The organism is Rhodopila sp., assembly GCF_035548095.1.
Lineage (GTDB): Bacteria > Pseudomonadota > Alphaproteobacteria > Acetobacterales > Acetobacteraceae > Rhodopila.
This window is the reverse complement of record NZ_DASZUV010000008.1, coordinates 34,343-52,528: the sequence shown is the minus strand read 5'-3', so window position 1 is coordinate 52,528 and position 18,186 is coordinate 34,343. Positions and strand designations below refer to the sequence as shown.

Sequence of the window (18,186 nt, the reverse complement as noted above, 5' to 3'; positions counted from 1 at the left end):
CGAAGGCCACAGTGGCGGAGGAAAAGCAGCGTGGGGGATGGCGAAGATGCGAATGCCCAAATCGCACCCCCGAAGGATAAGGTGGACGCCGAAGCTATTGACGTCGGCGCCGACGCAGGAGCGCGCGATAGCCGCCGTCGATCAGCGAGAGGCCGTCCTTCACGAGATCGATCGTCACGTCGCGCAGGGCCGAAGTCTTCCAGGGTCCTTCAGCGATGCGGTCAGTTCCGAAGATGGCTTCCGCGATCTCGCGGTAGCTGGCGCCGTCATCGTGACCGTCGACGGCCTGCAGCATGCGTTTGAGCCTGCGTCGCTGCTGAGTTGTCAGTCGAGGAGCATCGGGCGGGATGCGGCGATTGTTCATCGCTCGCCAGAGGCGCATGACGGCGTCGATTCGATCATGGCCATCGGGGCCAAGTGGCACGACAGCAACGATGGGTTGTTCGGGTGAAGTATTCGGCGTCAGAAAGACGCGGATTGATGTGGGACCATTGCCGTACAATATACTCCGGCCATCGGGGCTGCTACGCGCGCGGTTTGCGAGGTCTCCGAGAGGTCTTGGCTCGACGGGCGGAAGCTGCACCACCGACGCGACGATGACGGTGCCTGGATCTACCTCAGGCGCCCAAAACACGGTCGTGTCGGTCGCGGCAAGCGACGGGTCAACCGGGAAAGCGTAACCCCCAGCGCTGGCGCACGAGTTCTACGAGACGGTCAGCGTCGGCGGTGCGATGTGCGCTTTGTCCGTAGTCTTGTTGATAGCGCCTGTTACGCCTGAGCGCCTCCCACGCGACATCGGGAGCATAGAGGTCGTCCACGTAGTCGTATGATGAGGATGATCGCCACCGCGTCGTGTCAGGTCGCATGCCCCTTCCTCCCTTCGGCAACATCCTGAACGCGAAGGAACGACACGATTGCCAGTTGAGCGATTTCCGGGAAGTCCAAGTCGCGGCAACAGGTGATGCCGTGGCGGCACCATCATTGCGTCATTGCGACGACGCTCCGCCTTCGCGGACGAGCTGTCGATAGCCGTGCTCGGTCATCCAGCGAGCTCGAGCAAGGTGACTGCGATGCACGCGAAGAGCGCGTTCGGGTTCCTTTGTTGGATCAATCCCGAATAGAACCTCGACCGCCTCGTGCCAGTTGGCGCCGTCGCTCTCGGCGTCGAGGAGACGCAGGTAGAGTTTTACGTGAGTGCGGTCGTAGCTGGTGAGGACCATGCTCTGCGGCGGCTCATCCATGAACGGATCGTGTGTCAAATCGAAACCCGCCGGTCGACGCATCGGCGCCTCAACGAGTTGTTAACGCTACGCGGTCCGACGCAAAGCGCAAAGGAGGGAGCCTGGACGAAGCTGGGATGGCCGGCCGATCGTGCGGCGTCAACGTCGGCTGCGCGCCTCGACTTTCGCGCGGACAAGCATCACTCCTTCGCCCTGGTCGGACGACAGGAAAACGATGCCCGCCGTCTCGAGCGTCCGACGGACCTGATCTTCCGTCGATTCGTAGACGGCGCGATGACCGGATTCGAGGCGCTTCAGCGCCGTCAGCGAAACAACGGCCCGGTCAGCAAGCGTTTCCTGCGTCCATCCCAGCAACGCGCGAGCGGCCCGCGATTGTCGGGCGGTGATCATGCATGATCACCTCCCACCGGGCCGACCGAGCGCGCCAGAACTACGACTAAAATAGTCGTTCTTGGTCAAGGAAGCGAGCGAAAATGACGGACAAAGACGGGATATTGGTCGGATCGGCGCGAACTGATTCGGTCGCTCGACGAGTGGCCCTTCCGAACGGGCCAGGCCCCGCCCGGTCTTCCCGGGCGGGGCCTGGGGCTCTCGCCTCACTCGCCGTTGCGGCGGTTGGGGCGGGACCAGATCAGGCTGTAGCCTTCGCCTTCCTCGTCGTCGAACAGGTTGGCGTAGATGGGAGCCGTGAACGACGGGTCGTCGAGCTTGAGACCGAGATAGTCGCGGCCCTCGTTGGAGCGCTTGGCCCAGGCGGCGCCGATCTCGACGCGGCCCGCGAAGACGCGGTGGCTGGGGGCGTTTTCGCCCGAGCGGCTGGCCTCGGGAACGATGCGGACGTTCTTGGCCTGGACGCTGAGGGTGACGATCTGGCCGACGAACTCGTTGCCGGACTTCTTAAAGGTGCCGATGGTCGCCATGGTAGTTCTCCTTGATCTCTGTTTCGAGCCCGCACCATTGCGGCCTCGATGGCGATCGGCTGGCCGGAGGCGATTGACGCCGCACCTGCGTGCAGGCCGGAGCGTAGCGGAGGATGGCAGCCGTGAGACTTTCTTGTTTCGCGAGGAATGGGCGCAGCCCAGGGGAAGAAAGTCGATCGGCGCCATTGCGGCATAGGCGATCGAGGCGAAGCCGGCGTTCGGCCAGATCAGCCCATCAAAGAGGCCGCTTGGAGCGCTCGATCAGACAGAGAGGGTCAAGGAGAATTTCGCGATCCCGTCGTGCAGCCAGAGAGATCCGACCGCGGCGGCGGCCAGTGTTTCACCAGGTCGAACCAAGCAGCCCCCCGCATCAACGCTCCCGATGTGTAGAGATTTGCGAACGATCCGAGCCGCTGCCCTTTTGGGCGTTGACGTTCATTGCGCGACCCGGCCCTGCGTTCCGATGTGGCCTGCGACCAATGGCTCGACGCGCTCGGGCGCTCTTCCGCGCACCGAAGTGCCAACTGACGAGGAGAAATCGCAGGCGGCGTGGTCTGGTCATGCTACCGCGCTGAAATGGTGTCAGGCGCGGACCACGCCCTGGCCGGCTTGACCGGGCGGGGCCAGAGTTGCGAGGCGGGCAAAGGCAGTAATGCCGACGACGACGGCCCCGACAACCGAGAAGGCCATCTGCCAGGTTTCCGAGGGCATCGTGTGTTTTACGATGCCGTGGGTCGCATGGAAGCCGGCGACGGCCGCTGGCGCGACGAAGACCGCCGCGATCGTGATGCGTAGCCAGAGCGGTTTGACGAACGTGAGCAGGAGGTGCCCCACCAGGAGCGTCGCGAGGCCGGCAATGAACCCGACCGCGATGCCTCCAAGCCAGCCGGCGCCGCTGCCATACGCCCACACGCCGACGGTCACGCCCGCGAACAGCGGTAGTGCATAGACGGCGAGGTAGAACAAGAGACAGCAAATCACGCCGATGGCGGCGATGCTTGCGAGAATGCTGACGACAATCATGATGGTGGCCTCCGTGAGAAGCATCTGACGGTCGCGCCTTCCATCACCACCACCACCACGGCGCGGACGGCACTATAGCAAAAAAATCGAAGGCCGCGGCGAGTTGAAATCGCCGCGGCGCTCTGATTCCGGCTGGTGTTGACGGCGCTTACTTCGGCCCGTCGCCATAGCGCCAGACGGGAACTCCGAGCTTGCGGGCCTTGTCGGCGAGGTTCTCCTGGATGCCGGTGCCCGGAAAAATCATGACGCCGATCGGCAGGACGGCCAGCATGGCGTCGTTGCGCTTGAACGGTGCTGCCTTGGCGTGCTTGGTCCAGTCGGGCTTGAAGGCGATCTGCGGCACGTTGCGGTGGTCGGCCCAGCGGGCAGCGATGCGCTCGGCGCCCTTGGGCGAGCCGCCATGCATGAGGACCATGTCAGGGTGCTTCGCGTGCACCTGGTCGAGGCGATCCCAGATCAGCCGATGATCGTTGAAGTCGAGACCGCCGCTGAGCGCGACCTTCGGTCCGGGCGGCAACATCACCTCAGTCTCGGACCGCTTCTTCGCGGCGAGGAAGTCCCGGCTGTCGATCATAGCCGCGGTCATGGCCCGGTGGTTGACGAGTGAGCCGTTGCGCGGCCGCCAGGCCGAGCCGGTGTGGCGCTCGAAATGCTCGCAGGCCTGATCGCGCATCAGCTCGAATGCGTCGCGTCGTTCGATGAGCGTCTGTCCTTCCGCGATCAGTCGCTCGAGTTCGACGGACTTGACCTCGGTGCCGTCCTGTTCGCGCTGGCTGCGTCGTTGCGCCTGCTCGTTGTCGTCGAGCTCTCGCGCGATGCGGTCGGCGGCGCGATGGAAGACGTTGGTGGTCGACCAGAGCAGGTCTTCGAGATCGGGTTCGAGGCGCGTGTCGCCAAGCGTAGCGATGAGAGCATCGAAGATGTCGGCGATGGCGCCGGCAACGAGGTTGCCTTCGGGAAGCGGTCGGGGGTCCGGTTCGTCCTGGAAGGGACGGAAGCCGTAGAGCTGCAGCTCGGCGAGAACGTGGTCGGTCGGAGATGAGGTGTGGTGGGGTTCGAAGTCGTCGTCGGTGGACATGGGATGCTCCGTCGCTGGATTGGCCGCGACCCTCGCGGCCTTCATGGCGACGGAAGACGGCGGGCGGGCCGGCCCTGCACCCGGAGCGAAGCGCAGGGCCGAAGCGGCAGCGGAGGACCGCAGGGGGCCGACTATTTTGCCTCGCGATGTAAAGGCGGCTCTGCCGCCGACGGAAAATAGTCGGCCACCAAGGTTGCCGGGCCGGGCCGTTTGCCGTCCCGATCGCCCTCTTGAAGGCCGAGGGTGCGGCTCTCTCCGGCGCTTCGGAGCATTGGTCGCAGGCGAGATTCCGGACCTCACCTTCGTTCCGGCCCTGCGTTCACGGTCGCGTGCTCTATGCGGCGTCGGCCATGAAGCGGGCGGCATCCCGGTGCGCGACCTGGGCCCGAAGGTCTGCACCCAGCACGTCGGGGCCGAGCATGCGGAGATCCTCGTTGAAGTCGCCCAGCCGCGGCGACAGCACGATCGCCTCGATCCCGTCTTGGGACGCACGCTCGATCAGCGCGGCCATCGCACCGTCGCCGGCCGGATCGTCGTCGCGCGCGATGTAGAGGCGGCGCAGCGTGTCCGCGAACAGGATGGCCGAGAGATGGGCGGCCGACAGAGCGGCGACCATCGGCATGTCGAGTAGCGCCAGCCTGAGCGAAAGCATCGTCTCGATGCCTTCCCCCGCGGCCATGACCTCGCCGGCGATGCCGAAGCGGACAGCGTTCCCGAGAAGATCGCCCATCGCGCGGCGCGGCGTGTCGATCGGCGCCTTGCCGAGCCGAACGGGATCGAACCCGTCGGGATCGAGCCAGGTCCGATGCGCTCCGGTGAGTCGGCCGTCGAGATCGGTGACGGCGGCGATCATGGCGGGCCAGGTCTCGGTCGCGGAATGCTCGTCGGGACGGTAGTAGCAGCGCGGGTGGAAGCGGAGCGATCCGGTTCCGTGCAAAGACGTGATGCCGCGTCTGCGGAGATATGCCTCGACGAGCGTGCCATGGATCGGCCGCGACATGGCGAACAGCCGCCGCGCCGCTTCGGGGGAGCCAGTGGGCGCCGGTTGGATCGTGCGCCGACGCTCGCTCGCCTGCGGCTCGGGCTGCGGCAGGCTGAGGAAGGCGCGTGCCTCGTTGGCGACGTCGGCGAAGTAGACCAGGCCGCAGGACTCTCGGATCACGTCGAGCAGATCGCCATGCTCGCCGGTGGCGGCGTCGGTCCATTTGCCTGCCACGCCCTTGCCGCTCTCCGCGCCTGTCAGGCGCACGAACATCGAGCGGCCGGGCGTGTTGCGCACGTCGCCGACCATCCAGTAGCGGCCTTCGCGGCGGCCGTTGGGCAGATAGTGACGGCACACCGCCTCGGCATTGCGCGCGAGACGGTGCGCCAGTTCGGAAGCGTCGAGCCGGGACATCATGCCGCCTCCCGCTCGCCGACGCGTTCGACCGGATAGCGCTCCATCACCTTGGCGAGGATCGCGGGACCGCTGGCGCCGGTCGGCACGAACAGGCGCAGCTTCCAGGAGATGATCTCGGCGTAGAGACCGTAGGCGCAAAGCCGCTCGCGCATCGTGTCGGTGAAGCCCGACAGTTCGATGCGATAGCCGCCCATGACCCGGACGCGGCGGAGCTGAAGGCCCTCGGCGAGGTCGATGATGGTCTTGCCTTCGAGAAGGGCCGCGAAGGCGTCCTCCGGCGTCAGCGAAGGCAGGCCGGTCGCGGTGGCCGTGGCCGCCCAGGCCGGCGAGACCCGGCGGCCGATGATGCGCTCGCCGTCATCGGTTTGCAGCCGGTAGACGCGCGTCGACTCATTCGGCAGCCGCTTCCAGATCGGCAGGAGCAGACCCGCAACCATGTGAATGGTCGAGTCTGCGAACGGCGGCACCTCATTCAGTTCTGCGGTCCAGGCCGCGGCGAAAGCCTTCTCGTCCGCCTCCTGCCAATGGCTCTCCGCCATCATGCGAACGGGCACGTTTGGCGCTTCCATCGGCCGGATCAGGCGCACGCGATATTCGACCTCGCCATCGTCAAGCATGACGGAAGGCGCGTGGACCTGCACAGCGGCGCGCCCGGAGCGTTCGTTGATGAGAAGCCGCGATCCGCGCTCGCGTAGACGGCTCAGCGCTTCATCGAGCGTGAGCGGCCGGTTGCGCTGGCGCTGCTTGATGGTCAGCAGCCGGGTCTCGGCGCCGGTGCCGGGATGCGTGTAGATCGTCTCGCGGTCCGTGACGATGAAGCTTTCGGCCCGCAGCGTCTCCAGACCCATGTCGTAGGTCCCGGCGGCGATGGCGCCCTCGATGCGCGCGTCCAGGAGTTGCTCAAAGGCGGTGAACAGGACGCCTTGCAGCTCGATGGTCAGCGCGAGCATGCGGTTGAGAAACGTGGTGATCGGCGGCAGCTCGTCCTTGATGCCGTTCACGTCCATGAGCTTGAGGCCTGTCGCCGCCTCGAACCGCTGCAGCGAACAGCCCTCGATCTTGCCTCGCACGAGCAGATGATAGAGCTGGCGCAAGGCGTCGCGTGCGTAGTGGGACTCCAGATTGTCCTCCGGCCTAAACAGGCCCTGGCCGCCAGTCTGGCGCTGACCGCGCGTGATCGCGCCTAGCGTATCGAGACGCCGCGCGATCGTGCTGAGGAAGCGTTTCTCGGCCTTGACGTTCGTGGCGACGGGCCTGAACAGCGGAAGCTGCTTCTGGTTGGTCCGATGCGTGCGGCCGAGGCCCTGGATGACTGTATCCGCCTTCCAGCCGGGCTCGAGAAGATAATGCACGCGAAGGCGCGTGTTCTTGGCCGTGAGCTCGGCATGATAACTGCGGCCGGTGCCACCCGCGTCACTGAACACGAGGATGCGCTTCTGGTCGTCCATGAACGCCTGCGCCTCGGCGAGATTGGCCGAGGCGGCCCGGGTCTCGACGACAAGCCGGTCGCTTCTGGCGCCGTAGCCCGACTTGCGGACAATGCGGCGCGAGCGGCCAGTCACTTCGGCGACGATGTCGGTGCCGAAATGCTGCACGAGCTGGTCAAGCGCGCCGGGAACGGGGGGCAGGCTCGCGAGCTTGGCGATCAGCGCATCCCGCCGCTGCACGGCCTCCCGGCTTTCGACCGGCTGGTCGTTGCGATAGACCGGGCGCGATGACAGCTTGCCTTCCGAATCCGTGAACGGCTCGTAGAGCTGGACCGGAAAGGAATGGGCGAGGTAGTCGAGGACGTATTCCCGCGGCGTGATGTCGACGCGAACGTCATTCCACTCCTCGGTCGGCAGCTCCGCGAGACGCCGCTCCATCAGAGCCTCGCCCGTCGAGACGATCTGGACGACGGCGGCATGGCCGTCTTCAAGATCGCGCGCGATCGAACGGATCAGGGTCGGCGTCTTCATGCTGGTGAGCAGGTGCCCGAAGAAGCGCTGCTTCGCGGACTCGAACGCACTGCGTGCGGCGGACTTCGCCTGCCGGTTCAGCGTGCCCGATCCGCCTTCGCCTCCGCCCGTGATGTTGGCCGCCTGCATGGCGGCGTCGAGGTTGTTGTGAATGATCGCGAACGCGTCGGCGTAGGCGTCGTAGATGCGGGTCTGCTCGGGCGTCAGCTCGTGCTCGACCAGCTCGTATTCGACGCCGGCAAAGCTCAGCGAGCGCGAGGTGTAGAGGCCGAGCGCGCGCAGATCGCGGGCGAGGACCTCCATGGCGGCGACACCACCAGCCTCGATCGCCTCCACGAACTCGGCCCGGGTCGAGAACGGGAAGTCTTCGCCGCCCCAGAGGCCAAGGCGTTGCGCATAGGCGAGGTTGTGCACGGTCGTCGCGCCGGTGGCGGAAACGTACACAACCCGAGCATCCGGCAGCGCATGTTGCAGGCGCAGGCCGGCGCGGCCCTGCTGCGAGGCCTCCTGATCGCCGCGTTCACCCTTGGCGCCGACCGCGTTCTGCATGGCATGGGCTTCGTCGAAAATGATCACTCCGTCGAAGTCGGAGCCCAACCATTCAACGATCTGCCGCACGCGGGAAAGGCGTTCGCCACGGTCGTCGGAGCGTAGCGTGGCATAGGTGGTGAATAGGACGCCTTCCCGAAGCGTGATCGGCTTGCCCTGCGGGAATCGCGAGAGCGGCGTGATGAGCAATCGCTCCATGCCGAGGGCCGACCAGTCGCGCTGCGCATCTTCGATGAGCTTGTCGGACTTGGAGATCCACACCGCCTTGCGTCGGCCCTGCATCCAGTTGTCGAGGATGATGCCGGCGGACTCGCGCCCTTTGCCGACGCCGGTGCCGTCACCGATCATGCAGCCGCGACGGAAGCGGACCGCACCCTTGGCGTCCTCCGCCGCGGCGGTCACCACGTCGAGCGTGTCGTCCACGGTCCAGGCGCCGGCGAGATAATCGGAGTGCGCTTCTCCTGCGTAGATGATGGTCTCGAGCTGCGCGCCGGAGAGCAGGCTGAGGATGTTCGCCGGAAGGCGCGGACGATAGCTCGGCTTCGGCGGCGTGACCGAGGCCATCGCTGCCGACTGGACGAGCTGCGTCGGGTGATCCTGGGCGCCCGGAAGCCGGATGCTCTGGAGTGCATAGTCCTCGTAGATGGAATCGGTGAGGCGCGCGCCCTGTGGCGGCGTCCAGTCGACCGTCTCATAGGTGAGTTCGATGCCTTCCGGCTCAGCAACGCTTGCTGGACGCGATGCGGCGTGTGCGAGGTAGCCGCGAACGGTGCGCGGCGTGGTGACGGTGGGCACAGCCACAGAGGCGTGGACCGGCAGCCGCGCCGGAACCTGCCCCACGATCCAGGCCAGCAGCGTGGCGATGTCCGTCGCGACCCCGGGCGCAGCCGGGAAAGCGGTGGGATCGTCGGCCGGGCGTTTGTCGATGACGGTCAGCCGCGTCGGAAACGTCGTGCCGTGCCTGGTGTAGACCCGCCCGTCGATGGCGGTGGAGAAGACGACGCGCCCACGCTCCTGCAGCCGGACATAGGCGTCGCGCCAGGCCGGAGCGTCGGGCGCGAAATTGGCGCCCGTAATCGCGACCAGGCGGCCGCCGTCGGCAAGGCGCGCCAGCGCCGAGGCGATATGGCGGAGCGCGGCGTCGGCCATGCGCCCCTGCACGTTGGCCATCGCCGAGAACGGCGGGTTCATGATGACGACGCTCGGCACGATGGCGGCGTCGAGGTGATCGTGAATCTGCGCGGCGTCGTGGCGGCTCACGGCGATGTTCGGAAACAGCAAGGAGAGAATGCCGGCGCGGGTCTCGGCCAGCTCATTGAGGACGAGCGCTCCGCCCGCGATCTCCGCGAGAATGGCGAGCAGTCCGGTGCCGGCAGAAGGCTCGAGAACGCGATCGGCTGGCGTGACGGCCGCGGCCGCCGCGACCGCGAGGCCGAGCGGGATCGGCGTCGAGAACTGCTGGAGAGCCTCGCTCTCGGTCGAGCGGCGCGTGTGCGTGGGCAGGAGGCCGACGATCTTCTCCAGCATGGGGAGGGCCAGGGCCGGAGAGCCGGCCTTGCGCAAAAGCGCCTTTCCGTATTTGCGGAGAAACAGGACGGTGGCAACCTCGCAGACGTCGTAGGCCGTTTTCCAGTCCCAGGCGCCGGACGCATCGGAGGCGCCGAAGGCTCTCTCCATCGCGGTACGAAGGATCGCCGCGTCGACCTGTCGGCCCTGTTCGAGATGCGAAAGGAGATGGTGCGCGGCTGCGCCGATGCGGCGGGCGATGTCAGGTAGCGACGCAAGCGGCGGCGTCGCCGCAGGCGCGGCCGCGAGAGCGGTGGATGCGGTCATGTCGGTGAACCTCGGGAGAGCAGGAACGGGCGAGCCGGCCGGCGCTCTCTCTGGACCGCACCGGCTCAAACCCGTCCCGGCCAGGCTCTCCCTCTCGTCACGCCGCTGCCTTCACCGCGCGCCACCACGCGATGCGCTCGTCGCGCGTCGCGTTGGCGAGCCGCAGCAGCAGATCACCGTGGCAAGGACGCGGCGCGCAGAAGCAGACGAGATCGCGACCTCGCAGCTCGTCGAGCGCGCACAGCAAGTGATGCTGATCCGCGATCCAGCGCTCGTATTTCGCGATGACGGCGGTGCGATCGCCGTCGGGGCCGATCCGGAACGGATTGCCCCATTTGCTGCCGCGGCCAATGTAGACGGCGCCTGTCGGTACGCCTGCGTGATGCTTGTTGAGAACCCTGCACATCCGACTGTCTCCTGATCCCGTTGCGGCGGACTGGCGACGGGACGCGGTTGAGGCTCGGCAGGTCACATCGCGCGCGATGCGGAAACGGCTCGTCCGTTGACCGTCGAGCCGCCGCGTCCAGACAGGCGACGACGCAAGGGATCAGAGAGTCGGCTCGTTTGGCTGGGTTGCGGACGGCGGCACGCAGGCGTCGAAGGGATTGCCGTCGGTGAGAGGCCGAACAGCGTGAACACGAAATCCGTGCCGTCGCGGCCAAAGGCGCAGATGACGTAGCGCGGCTCGCCGGTGACGGCATCGGCGCATTCCATGAGCGCGAGGTTGCCACCGGCCGCGGCTCGCAGCAGCGTCGCGAGATTCGCCCGCGCGTGACGGGGAATGCTCATAGCGCACCTCGCTTTCCCGGCCGGGCGGATATTGTGCGATCGAGCCAGCCATTGGTCGCGACCCATGCGACGGTCTTGCGACGACCGAGGTCGAGTACATGCGCGCCGCCGCCGAAGGCGTTCACGCGTGGGCGCGAGCAGGTGTTCGCCCATTGGAAACCCCAGCGTCCGCTGAGGCCGAATTCCTTCGCGCAGCGGAGCACGAAGTCGATGACGGCCTGCGGATCGCCGGTCGTGTCATCGCGAATCCAGAGCTGTGTCCCGCCGTGCTCGGGCTGGATGGATAGGAGGAACGCTTCGGAGGGCGGGTCCTCCGCCGCGTTCTCCTCCATCATGCGATTGTAGAGATCGAGCGCACGGGCGGCGTTTTTCGGCGTGCCGACGTCGAGAAGACAGGAGAAGTGGGTGAAGAAGTCAGCCATGACAGGCTCCTGAAATGACAAAGACCGGCGCGGTAGCCGGGCTGGTTGAGGGGTTGGGATTGCGGCTGGAGCGTCAGAGCCGGAAATCGGCGACGAGCCGCTGTGCGTTGGCGTGATGCTCGAGCATCTCGCGGTAGAAGCGCTTGCGTGCCTCCCGCTTCGCCGGATCACGTCGCGCCGATCGCGTGAGCTTGCGCCGAGCAGCGCGGATCATTGCTCGGCTGCTGGCCCAGACCGTGACGTCGAGGCGGAGATAGGTGCCGTACATTTCAGCTTCCGTTCGCCTGCTGGGCCGCTCGCAGGGCGGCGAGCGCCGCGCGGAATTCCGCTGCGCCAATTTCCTCGGTGAGGTCGATGCTGGCGGCGACGGACAGGCAAGCGGCGTGAACGTCGTCATCCGACACGGCGTCTGCCGTCAGACCTGCGAAGTCGGAATCGGTCTCGATGATCGACCCGATCTGGTCGCGAACGCGATCCTCCTGGAGCTGCGCGAGCACGTGAGAGGGGCGCGGCGCCGCGACGGGTTCGTCAGGATCGCGGGCGCCCTCGATGATCGCCTCGGCCTTTGCGATTGCCGCGGTGGCTCGCCTGAGCCAATAGGCGTCTGTCCGTCGCTCAGCGGTCTGGTCTGCAACGACGATCTTGAGGAGACCGAACAACACCTCGAAGTGCGCGGCCTTGCGCTGGATGGCCTCATCGAAGTGCGATGGGGTCGGGACGGTCTCACCCGAATAGGCCGCGTCGGCACCGAGCCAGATGCCGGTGACGTAAGTTTCACCAGCGGCCTCGTAGTCGAGCTTGTCGTTGGACCAGTCATCGTCCTCGATGGCCTGGCGACAGGCTTCAGCGGGTGTCGCGGCGTCATAAGTCCGCTGCCTGTAGACGGGCACACGGTATGTGGTCTCGATCGTGTAAGTGGGCATGAGAGACTCCTGAAACGAGAAAGCCCGGCGCGAGGGCCGGGCGGTTGAGGGTTGATTGGGGAGGGAGCTGGCTAGTAGCCGAACTCCCACGAGGGCCAGGACTGACCGTCATCCGCGGCCTTCACCGCTTCATCGAGATAGTCGGCGTGCCCTTCGACGAAGGTCGGGTTCTCGACGGGCGTTTCGTCGATCACCGTCACGGCGCAGACGAGGCCGTCTTCGACCTCGACATGGACGGGCACGAGATACTGAAAGACGACGCGGCGCGGCGTGGCCGAGCTGTGCTTGGTCATCGGAATGCTCCTTGTTGAGAAATGGCGGGAGCGACCGAAGCCGCCCCCGCCGCGGGCGCGTCACTCGGCGGCGATCATCGCCGGGTCGTCGGCGTCGACTTCGCCGTCACCCGGCTGCTCGTCCTCATCGTCGGCGAGGAAGGCCGGCAGCGCATCGTCACCGTCGGCCTGGCTCGCGTCCGCCGTGCTCGTTGCGTCGGGATCGGCGGGACGCAGCGGCTCCGGTAGCCAGCCGGTATCCGCGAGCAGACGCTCGGCCTCCTTGGCCATGTCGGCCTTCTTGAGGTGGTCGATGAGCTGCGCCTTCTCTTCGCCGAGCGCTTCCCGCACGGCTTCGACGATCCGGCTCTTGGTGACGCGGCCGAGATAGTTCCCAACGGTCGGACGCCAGCCAGCCTCCACCATGTCGAGGCCCGTGGCGCGCGCGAGCCGATCGGCGTCGCGCATCCGCCGGTCGAGCCCGTGCTGGGAGACCCCGTTGCCGCTATAGGGATTCGGGCGCTCATAAAGAGCGTTGATCCCGTAGCTGACGCAGTGCGCGAGCAGTGCGAGACGGCTCGCATCGTCAAGCGCCGCGATCCAGTCCCACAGCCGCTCGTCGTCCTCGAGCGGCATGTCAGCCTTCCACGCTTCCACACGGGCCTGGATGGCCTTGGCGGAAGCGCTGTCCTTCAGGTCGGTGGCCTGAACGGGGAAGTGGACCTCCCGAACCGCTGCCTCAACGGCGGAGCCGTGCGCGTTGCGCTTGAAGGCGTCAAGCACCAGTTTGTGCAGGAGCGCCGTGAGAGCGACGTGCGGGTTGTTGGCGACTGATTCACGCAGCGCCAGCGTGCGATGCGCGGTGAGCTCGATGACCAGGCGCTCGGGCAGCGGTTTGACGCCAGCATCGTCCTCATCGTCGTCGCTCTCCGGGTCTTGTCCGCCGATGGTGATGACAGCGCGCTGAACGGACGGTGATGCGGAAGCATCAATCCTGCCGTCCTCGCCATCGATCTCGGCGTCGCCCCCGCCGACGGCAACGGGCGCTTCGTCTTCGGGCCGCACATAGCCACGGTCGACCACGATGTCGCCGTCGCGATCCACGCTGACGAAGACCCCGGCGCGAGCAATCTCGGCGGGATCGTAGACGACCGGGCGCTTCTCGAAGGCGTCGAGAGCCTCCTCGATCTCGCCCAGCCGCTGATCGATCTCGTCCGGGAGCTCGTCGGCGCCGTCATACTCCGCCTCGAGCCGATCGTACTCCGCGCGCAGCGTCTCGCGTTCGGCCCGTTCCTCGTCGCTGAGATCGACGAAAGAGCCGGTGATCTGGCGCAAGCCTTGATCGTAGCCATGCGGAAGGTCGAGGTCGATTTTCACCCACTTCCAGCCTTCGTTGGCGATCTCCTCGGCCACGGTCTTGAGCCGCTCGCCGACCAGGCGATGAAGCAGCGCTGGGTCCTGAAGCCAGCCACCGTTATCGTCTTCGAACAGGTCGCGCAGCACCGCGCCCCCGGCAGCGACATATGCGTCGACGCCGATGAAGCGTGCGCGTTTGTCGGAGGCCGGGATCGTGGTCTCGGTCAGCAACTGGCGGATATGGAACGGTTGCCGATTGTACGAATGCTGCACGGCTTCCCACACCTGTTCCTGACGCTCATGATCGGGGTTGACGGTGAAGGCCATCAACATGTCGAGCGTCATGCTCTCCTGGGCATAAGCGTCGCGCAGGACGGGCGAGACCGCATTGAGACGCAGCCGCTGCTTCACGACCTGCACGGTCGTGAGGTAAGCCGCGGCGATTTCCTCCTCGGTCATGCCCTTGTCGAGCATGTCCTGGAACGCGCGGAATTGGTCGAGTGGATGAAGACCCGCGCGCAGTAGGTTCTCGGCGAGGGAGTCGTCTTCGGCGAGGATCTTCGTGTCGGACTTCCGGACGACGCAGGGGACGAGTCCGTCCTTCGGGAAGCGCTTGGCCTTTACCAGGCGCTCGATGGCGCGATAGCGGCGCCCGCCGGCCGGGATCTCGAACATGCCGGTCTCGTTGCCGTCCTCGTCGAGAATTGCGCGGACGTTGAGGCCCTGGACGAGGTCCTCGCGTCTCCCGATGTCGTGGACCAGCTCGTCGAGGTCGGCTTCCGGCCGGGTTCGCCGGACGTTGGCTTCCGAGAGCACGAGCTTGTTGAAGGGGATGTCGCGCGAGCGCGAGAAGACGATCTTCTTGGCAGCTTTTGCCATGTCGGGTTACTCCGCGACGGGCGCCGAGAGCCTCTCTCTCGGCTTCCAACCCGTCACGAAGCGAAGCGTCGCCCTCTACCTCTGAGGACGGCGCCGCCAGCAGATGATCCGGTTTTCCGCAGAGGCGGAGATACGGAAGTGTGCGTTTCCGGCTTTGCGGATTTCTGGATGTGCGCCTCACGCGCCGCCACGACGTGGCGAAGCAGCTCGGTAGAGAATGCGCTCGGCCGCTCGAATGCTTCCCGCCTCGCGGGCGGCCTCCGCCCAGACCGAGATCGGAAAGTCGCCGATAAAGAGAATGTCACGCTCGATTCCCATGCCGAACGGCAGGAGGATCGAAGCGATTTCCTCGAGCGAGAAGCTGCCTAGCTCGGGCGAGCCGAGATCGGCGAGGCCGAAGAGCGTGTCCCCGTCTGCGTCCAGCTCGGTCGCGAGCCAGACGCCTTCGCCCAGCGGGTTGAAGAACTTGACCACGGGCAGGTGGTCGGCCCCGCGATCACGTCCGTTGGCGAGCAGACGCTCGCGCAGGTCATCGGTGAGGAGGATCATGCCGCCCTCCTGTCATTCGCGGATACGCTGCCTGTTGCGGCCTCGGGGAGAAACGCAAGCAGCCAGTCGGCCGCCTTGCTGGCCTGCGATGCAGCACGTACGATCGCGCGATTGTCTTCGTGCAGCACCTCGAGCCACGAGCCGATGTAATCGGCATGGCGCACGGTCGGGACAATGCCGATGGAGGCGCAGCAGAAGGCCGCATTCATTTCGGCGACCAGCTCTTCGAAGGCATACTTTTTCGAACCGAAGGAGCCGGAAAGGTCGCGGCCGAGACGGGACGCATGGCCTGTCGCGTGGCCGAGTTCATGCAGCGCGGTGCGATGCCAATTGATGGTTTCGAAATACGCCTGCGGGGGAGGTACTTGCACATAGTCGGCCGCCGGCATGTAGAAGGCGCGATTGCCTCCGATGCGGAAGTCGATGCTGGTCGCCTTGATCGGTGCCTCGACCCGTGGCTCGATCATGCCAGGCTCGGGCGCAGGCGGCGCGACCGCGAGGTCGCCGGGCATATCCTCACATTGAGCGATGTTGAACACGGTGAAGCGTTTGAGGAACGGAATTGCCTGCGCTTCCTCGCCGGCCTCCTCCGCGCGTCGCCGTTCTTCATCGGGAATGAACCGGTCGGCATAGACGACGGTAGTGCCTCGCTCGCCTTTGCGCACGTGACCGCCGACCGACAGCGCTTGGCGAAAGGTCAGCCAGCTCTGGATCGGAAAGCCGTGCTCGATCACGGTGCCCCAGAGGATCAGCACGTTGATGCCGGAATATTGCCGCGTGGTCACGGCATTCGCCGGCATGGCGAGCGGCGCCTTCGCCGCCGCCGTGCCCCACGGCTGGACCAGGGTACGCGCCCGGCCTCCAGCTCGGCGATGATCTTGTTGGTGATGTCGTCGTAAAGGCTCGTCCGGTCGGCGCCGGAGCGAGCATTGCGTTCATGCCTGGACATCGCGGTTCTCCGCGACGGGCGCCGGAGGCCTCTCCTCCAGCCCTCAACCCGTCACGGCAAAGCCGGTCCGCACTCTCACTCTAAAGGGGGCGTTGCGGGGCAGGCTGTGCGAAAACCCGAACGCAGAGCCACTGCACGCTAGGCAGACAAGTCGAACATTTGTCGGGGTGGCAAGCGGACGTTAGAGCGTTTTCCGGTCATTCTGGGTCATATCCCGCGGCTTTGAAGAAGTTGGCGCATTCGGCTGATGAGAAGAGCGGGATGATGTCTGCGATCCTGCTCCAGAGACTGTCGCGCGTTCGCTCTGCGGCCTTGCGCAGCAGGGCTTTGAGCTTCGAGAAGGCGTTCTCGATCGGGTTAAAGTCGGGGCTGTAGGGCGGCAGGTAGAGCAGGCTCGCCCCTGCGGCCTCGATCGCCGCGCGCACGCCGGCGCCCTTGTGGGAGCCGAGATTGTCCATGATGACGATGTCGCCGGGCTTCAGCTCCGGCACGAGCACCTGATCGACATAGGCCTGGAAGGCTGCACCATTGATCGGACCGTCCAGCACCATAGGCGCGACCATGCCAGCAAGCCGCAGGCCGGCCACGAAGGTCGTCGTCCGCCAATGGCCGTGCGGCACGCCCGAGCGCAGTCTCTCGCCGCGAGCACTGCGGCCGTAGCGCCGGGCCATGTTGGTCGAGGCCCAGGTCTCATCGATGAAGACGAGGCGCTGCGGATCGAGATCGGGCTGGCTCTCGAACCAGTCCCGGCGCCGCTTCAGGATGTCGGGGCGCTCCTGCTCCGCCGCGTGCGCGGTCTTTTTTTCCAAGTGAGCCCATGGCGGGCGAAGAAGCGCCATAGCGTGCCGATGCCGAAGCGATGTCCCCGCTCGGCCAGATGCGCCTGCAACTCGGCCAGCGTGATGTCGTCGCGCTCATCGACCAGGGCAAGGATCTGCTCCCTCTGCGCCTCGATCCGCGCCGAGTGCCGGTCCCCGCCGCGCGGCTTCGCAGCCGGACTGCCCATCTGATTGTCGCGAGCGCACCAGCGGATCGCGCTCGATACGCTCACCCCGAAACGCTCCGCAGCCTGGCGCCGCGACATCCCGCCTGAAACCGCTGTAGCGACCCGTTCGCGAAGATCCAGAGACAAGCTGCGAGCCATGCCTGCCGGCCTCCGATCCGGCAGACCGTTTGAATCAGAACACGCGCCTCTTGAGAATCCTCAACGATTCAACTCGACCGGAAAACGCTCTAGACTAGCGCAGCCAGCCACGCGTGGTTTGGGTGCGACTTCTCGATCGCCTGTGCTAGCCATCTACGCGCGCTGGAATCAAGGCTCGGAAGGCATGCTGCGAAATCAGCTTCGTCCTTCGGGCGGCACGCCTTGGCCTTGTACAGGAGAACGCCCTCCGGTCGGAGATGTGGGATGGCGGCGTCCGATGAGACAAGGGCGCGCCGTGGCGCAGTGATGAGCTCGTCGCGGCGGAAAACCCATGTGTCGCGATCCCCAGGCTCCTGCATGACGTCAACGCGCCATAGCTGAGCTTCGCGATCGAGGGCCCAAGCTTGGTTCACCTCCGCGGGTAGCGGTTCTTCTGGGGATAGCGCTCTCACCTCACCTGACTTGACAGCGTGGAACGCGTAGGCATCGAGGCAGGCTCGTATTGCCGGAAAGTCAGACCGGGCCACGGCGATTTCCAGATCGCCATGCGGCCTGGTCTGGCGGCCCAGAAACAGGTCGATGGCCCAACCACCAACCACGCACCAGGGAACTTCCACACCCACGAGCTTCTGAGCCACTTCGGCGGGGGTCCATGCTCCGCACCAAGCTTCAACGCCCGGTCCATCCCAGTGTTTGACGCTCCGGTTCATTGCAACGCCCGACGGCTCATTTCCGAGGGAGGTTAGCTTCTCGGCCTATGCCTGCAAGCAGCCGCTCCCGACAGCCCACTAGGGTCGATAGTGCCGCCGGCCATCCTTCCGCAAACTGGATGTTCGTAGCGCTTGCCTCTCTTCGTTCGCGGCACCCCATTCACTAGATTGGTCCAAACTCGCAAATCATCG

The 18,186-nt window shown here is 66.0% G+C and carries 19 protein-coding genes and 1 pseudogene; all 20 read right to left on the bottom strand.

The genetic code is table 11. The features are described 5' to 3' along the window. Positions 1 to 94: 94 nt before the first annotated feature. The 20 genes and pseudogenes from VHC04_RS08385 to VHC04_RS23035 all read right to left on the bottom strand — a co-directional run bounded on the left by VHC04_RS08385 (position 95) and on the right by VHC04_RS23035 (position 17,994). Positions 95 to 424, bottom strand: a complete 330-nt coding sequence (locus VHC04_RS08385) for a DUF2285 domain-containing protein (protein ID WP_325680268.1) — start codon at positions 422 to 424, stop codon at positions 95 to 97. Positions 425 to 662: 238 nt separating this feature from the next. Continuing rightward, on the bottom strand, positions 663 to 866 hold the full coding sequence (locus VHC04_RS23040; protein ID WP_408903794.1) for a transcriptional regulator domain-containing protein: 204 nt from the start codon (positions 864 to 866) through the stop codon (positions 663 to 665). 120 nt (positions 867 to 986) lie between these two features. Continuing rightward, on the bottom strand, positions 987 to 1,241 hold the full coding sequence (locus tag VHC04_RS08380) for a DNA -binding domain-containing protein (protein WP_325679982.1): 255 nt from the start codon (positions 1,239 to 1,241) through the stop codon (positions 987 to 989). Between the two features lie 138 nt (positions 1,242 to 1,379). Then, positions 1,380 to 1,631 (bottom strand): helix-turn-helix domain-containing protein, encoded by a 252-nt coding sequence (locus VHC04_RS08375; protein WP_325679980.1) that lies wholly within the window; start codon positions 1,629 to 1,631, stop codon positions 1,380 to 1,382. 206 nt (positions 1,632 to 1,837) lie between these two features. After that, on the bottom strand, positions 1,838 to 2,161 hold the full coding sequence (locus VHC04_RS08370; protein ID WP_325679978.1) for a DUF736 domain-containing protein: 324 nt from the start codon (positions 2,159 to 2,161) through the stop codon (positions 1,838 to 1,840). Positions 2,162 to 2,743: 582 nt separating this feature from the next. Then, a complete protein-coding gene (locus VHC04_RS08365) occupies positions 2,744 to 3,184 on the bottom strand; it encodes a hypothetical protein (RefSeq protein ID WP_325679976.1) in 441 nt (146 codons plus the stop codon). A gap of 148 nt (positions 3,185 to 3,332) precedes the next feature. Continuing rightward, on the bottom strand, positions 3,333 to 4,262 hold the full coding sequence (locus VHC04_RS08360) for a DUF2493 domain-containing protein (protein ID WP_325679974.1): 930 nt from the start codon (positions 4,260 to 4,262) through the stop codon (positions 3,333 to 3,335). A gap of 334 nt (positions 4,263 to 4,596) precedes the next feature. Continuing rightward, positions 4,597 to 5,658 (bottom strand): DUF7146 domain-containing protein, encoded by a 1,062-nt coding sequence (locus tag VHC04_RS08355; protein WP_325679972.1) that lies wholly within the window; start codon positions 5,656 to 5,658, stop codon positions 4,597 to 4,599. After that, complete coding sequence (locus tag VHC04_RS08350; RefSeq protein ID WP_325679970.1) at positions 5,658 to 10,001, bottom strand: bifunctional class I SAM-dependent methyltransferase/DEAD/DEAH box helicase; 4,344 nt, start codon at positions 9,999 to 10,001, stop codon at positions 5,658 to 5,660. Before VHC04_RS08350 ends, VHC04_RS08355 begins: the two co-directional genes overlap by 1 nt. A 97-nt stretch (positions 10,002 to 10,098) precedes the next feature. Beyond that, entirely contained in the window at positions 10,099 to 10,407 is a 309-nt protein-coding gene (locus VHC04_RS08345) for a DUF4326 domain-containing protein (RefSeq protein ID WP_325679968.1), read from the bottom strand. Positions 10,408 to 10,469: 62 nt separating this feature from the next. Continuing rightward, positions 10,470 to 10,790, bottom strand: a complete 321-nt coding sequence (locus VHC04_RS08340) for a DUF6117 family protein (protein ID WP_325679966.1) — start codon at positions 10,788 to 10,790, stop codon at positions 10,470 to 10,472. Continuing rightward, positions 10,787 to 11,212: a hypothetical protein gene (locus tag VHC04_RS08335; RefSeq protein WP_325679964.1), complete on the bottom strand. Its 426-nt coding sequence runs from the start codon at positions 11,210 to 11,212 to the stop codon at positions 10,787 to 10,789. The genes VHC04_RS08340 and VHC04_RS08335 overlap by 4 nt, the downstream gene beginning before the upstream one ends. A gap of 73 nt (positions 11,213 to 11,285) precedes the next feature. Continuing rightward, on the bottom strand, positions 11,286 to 11,480 hold the full coding sequence (locus VHC04_RS08330) for a hypothetical protein (protein ID WP_325679962.1): 195 nt from the start codon (positions 11,478 to 11,480) through the stop codon (positions 11,286 to 11,288). Between the two features lies 1 nt (position 11,481). Next, entirely contained in the window at positions 11,482 to 12,135 is a 654-nt protein-coding gene (locus VHC04_RS08325; RefSeq protein ID WP_325679960.1) for a hypothetical protein, read from the bottom strand. 71 nt (positions 12,136 to 12,206) lie between these two features. Further along, a complete protein-coding gene (locus VHC04_RS08320; RefSeq protein WP_325679958.1) occupies positions 12,207 to 12,428 on the bottom strand; it encodes a hypothetical protein in 222 nt (73 codons plus the stop codon). A 60-nt stretch (positions 12,429 to 12,488) separates the two neighbouring features. Further along, a complete protein-coding gene (locus tag VHC04_RS08315; protein WP_325679956.1) occupies positions 12,489 to 14,642 on the bottom strand; it encodes a chromosome partitioning protein ParB in 2,154 nt (717 codons plus the stop codon). A gap of 177 nt (positions 14,643 to 14,819) precedes the next feature. Next, positions 14,820 to 15,191, bottom strand: coding sequence for a DUF2958 domain-containing protein (locus VHC04_RS08310; protein ID WP_325679953.1), 372 nt, complete (start codon positions 15,189 to 15,191; stop codon positions 14,820 to 14,822). Next, a pseudogene (locus VHC04_RS08305) lies at positions 15,188 to 16,140 on the bottom strand (ArdC family protein). The gene VHC04_RS08310 and the pseudogene VHC04_RS08305 overlap by 4 nt, the downstream one beginning before the upstream one ends. Positions 16,141 to 16,337: 197 nt before the next feature. Beyond that, a protein-coding gene (locus VHC04_RS08300; protein WP_325679951.1) for an IS630 family transposase occupies positions 16,338 to 17,284 on the bottom strand; the annotation gives its coding sequence in 2 pieces (ribosomal slippage) (positions 16,338 to 16,945 and positions 16,945 to 17,284; 948 coding nt in all). Between the two features lie 89 nt (positions 17,285 to 17,373). Next, positions 17,374 to 17,994, bottom strand: a complete 621-nt coding sequence (locus tag VHC04_RS23035; protein WP_408903793.1) for a nucleotidyltransferase domain-containing protein — start codon at positions 17,992 to 17,994, stop codon at positions 17,374 to 17,376. Positions 17,995 to 18,186 lie beyond the last annotated feature (192 nt).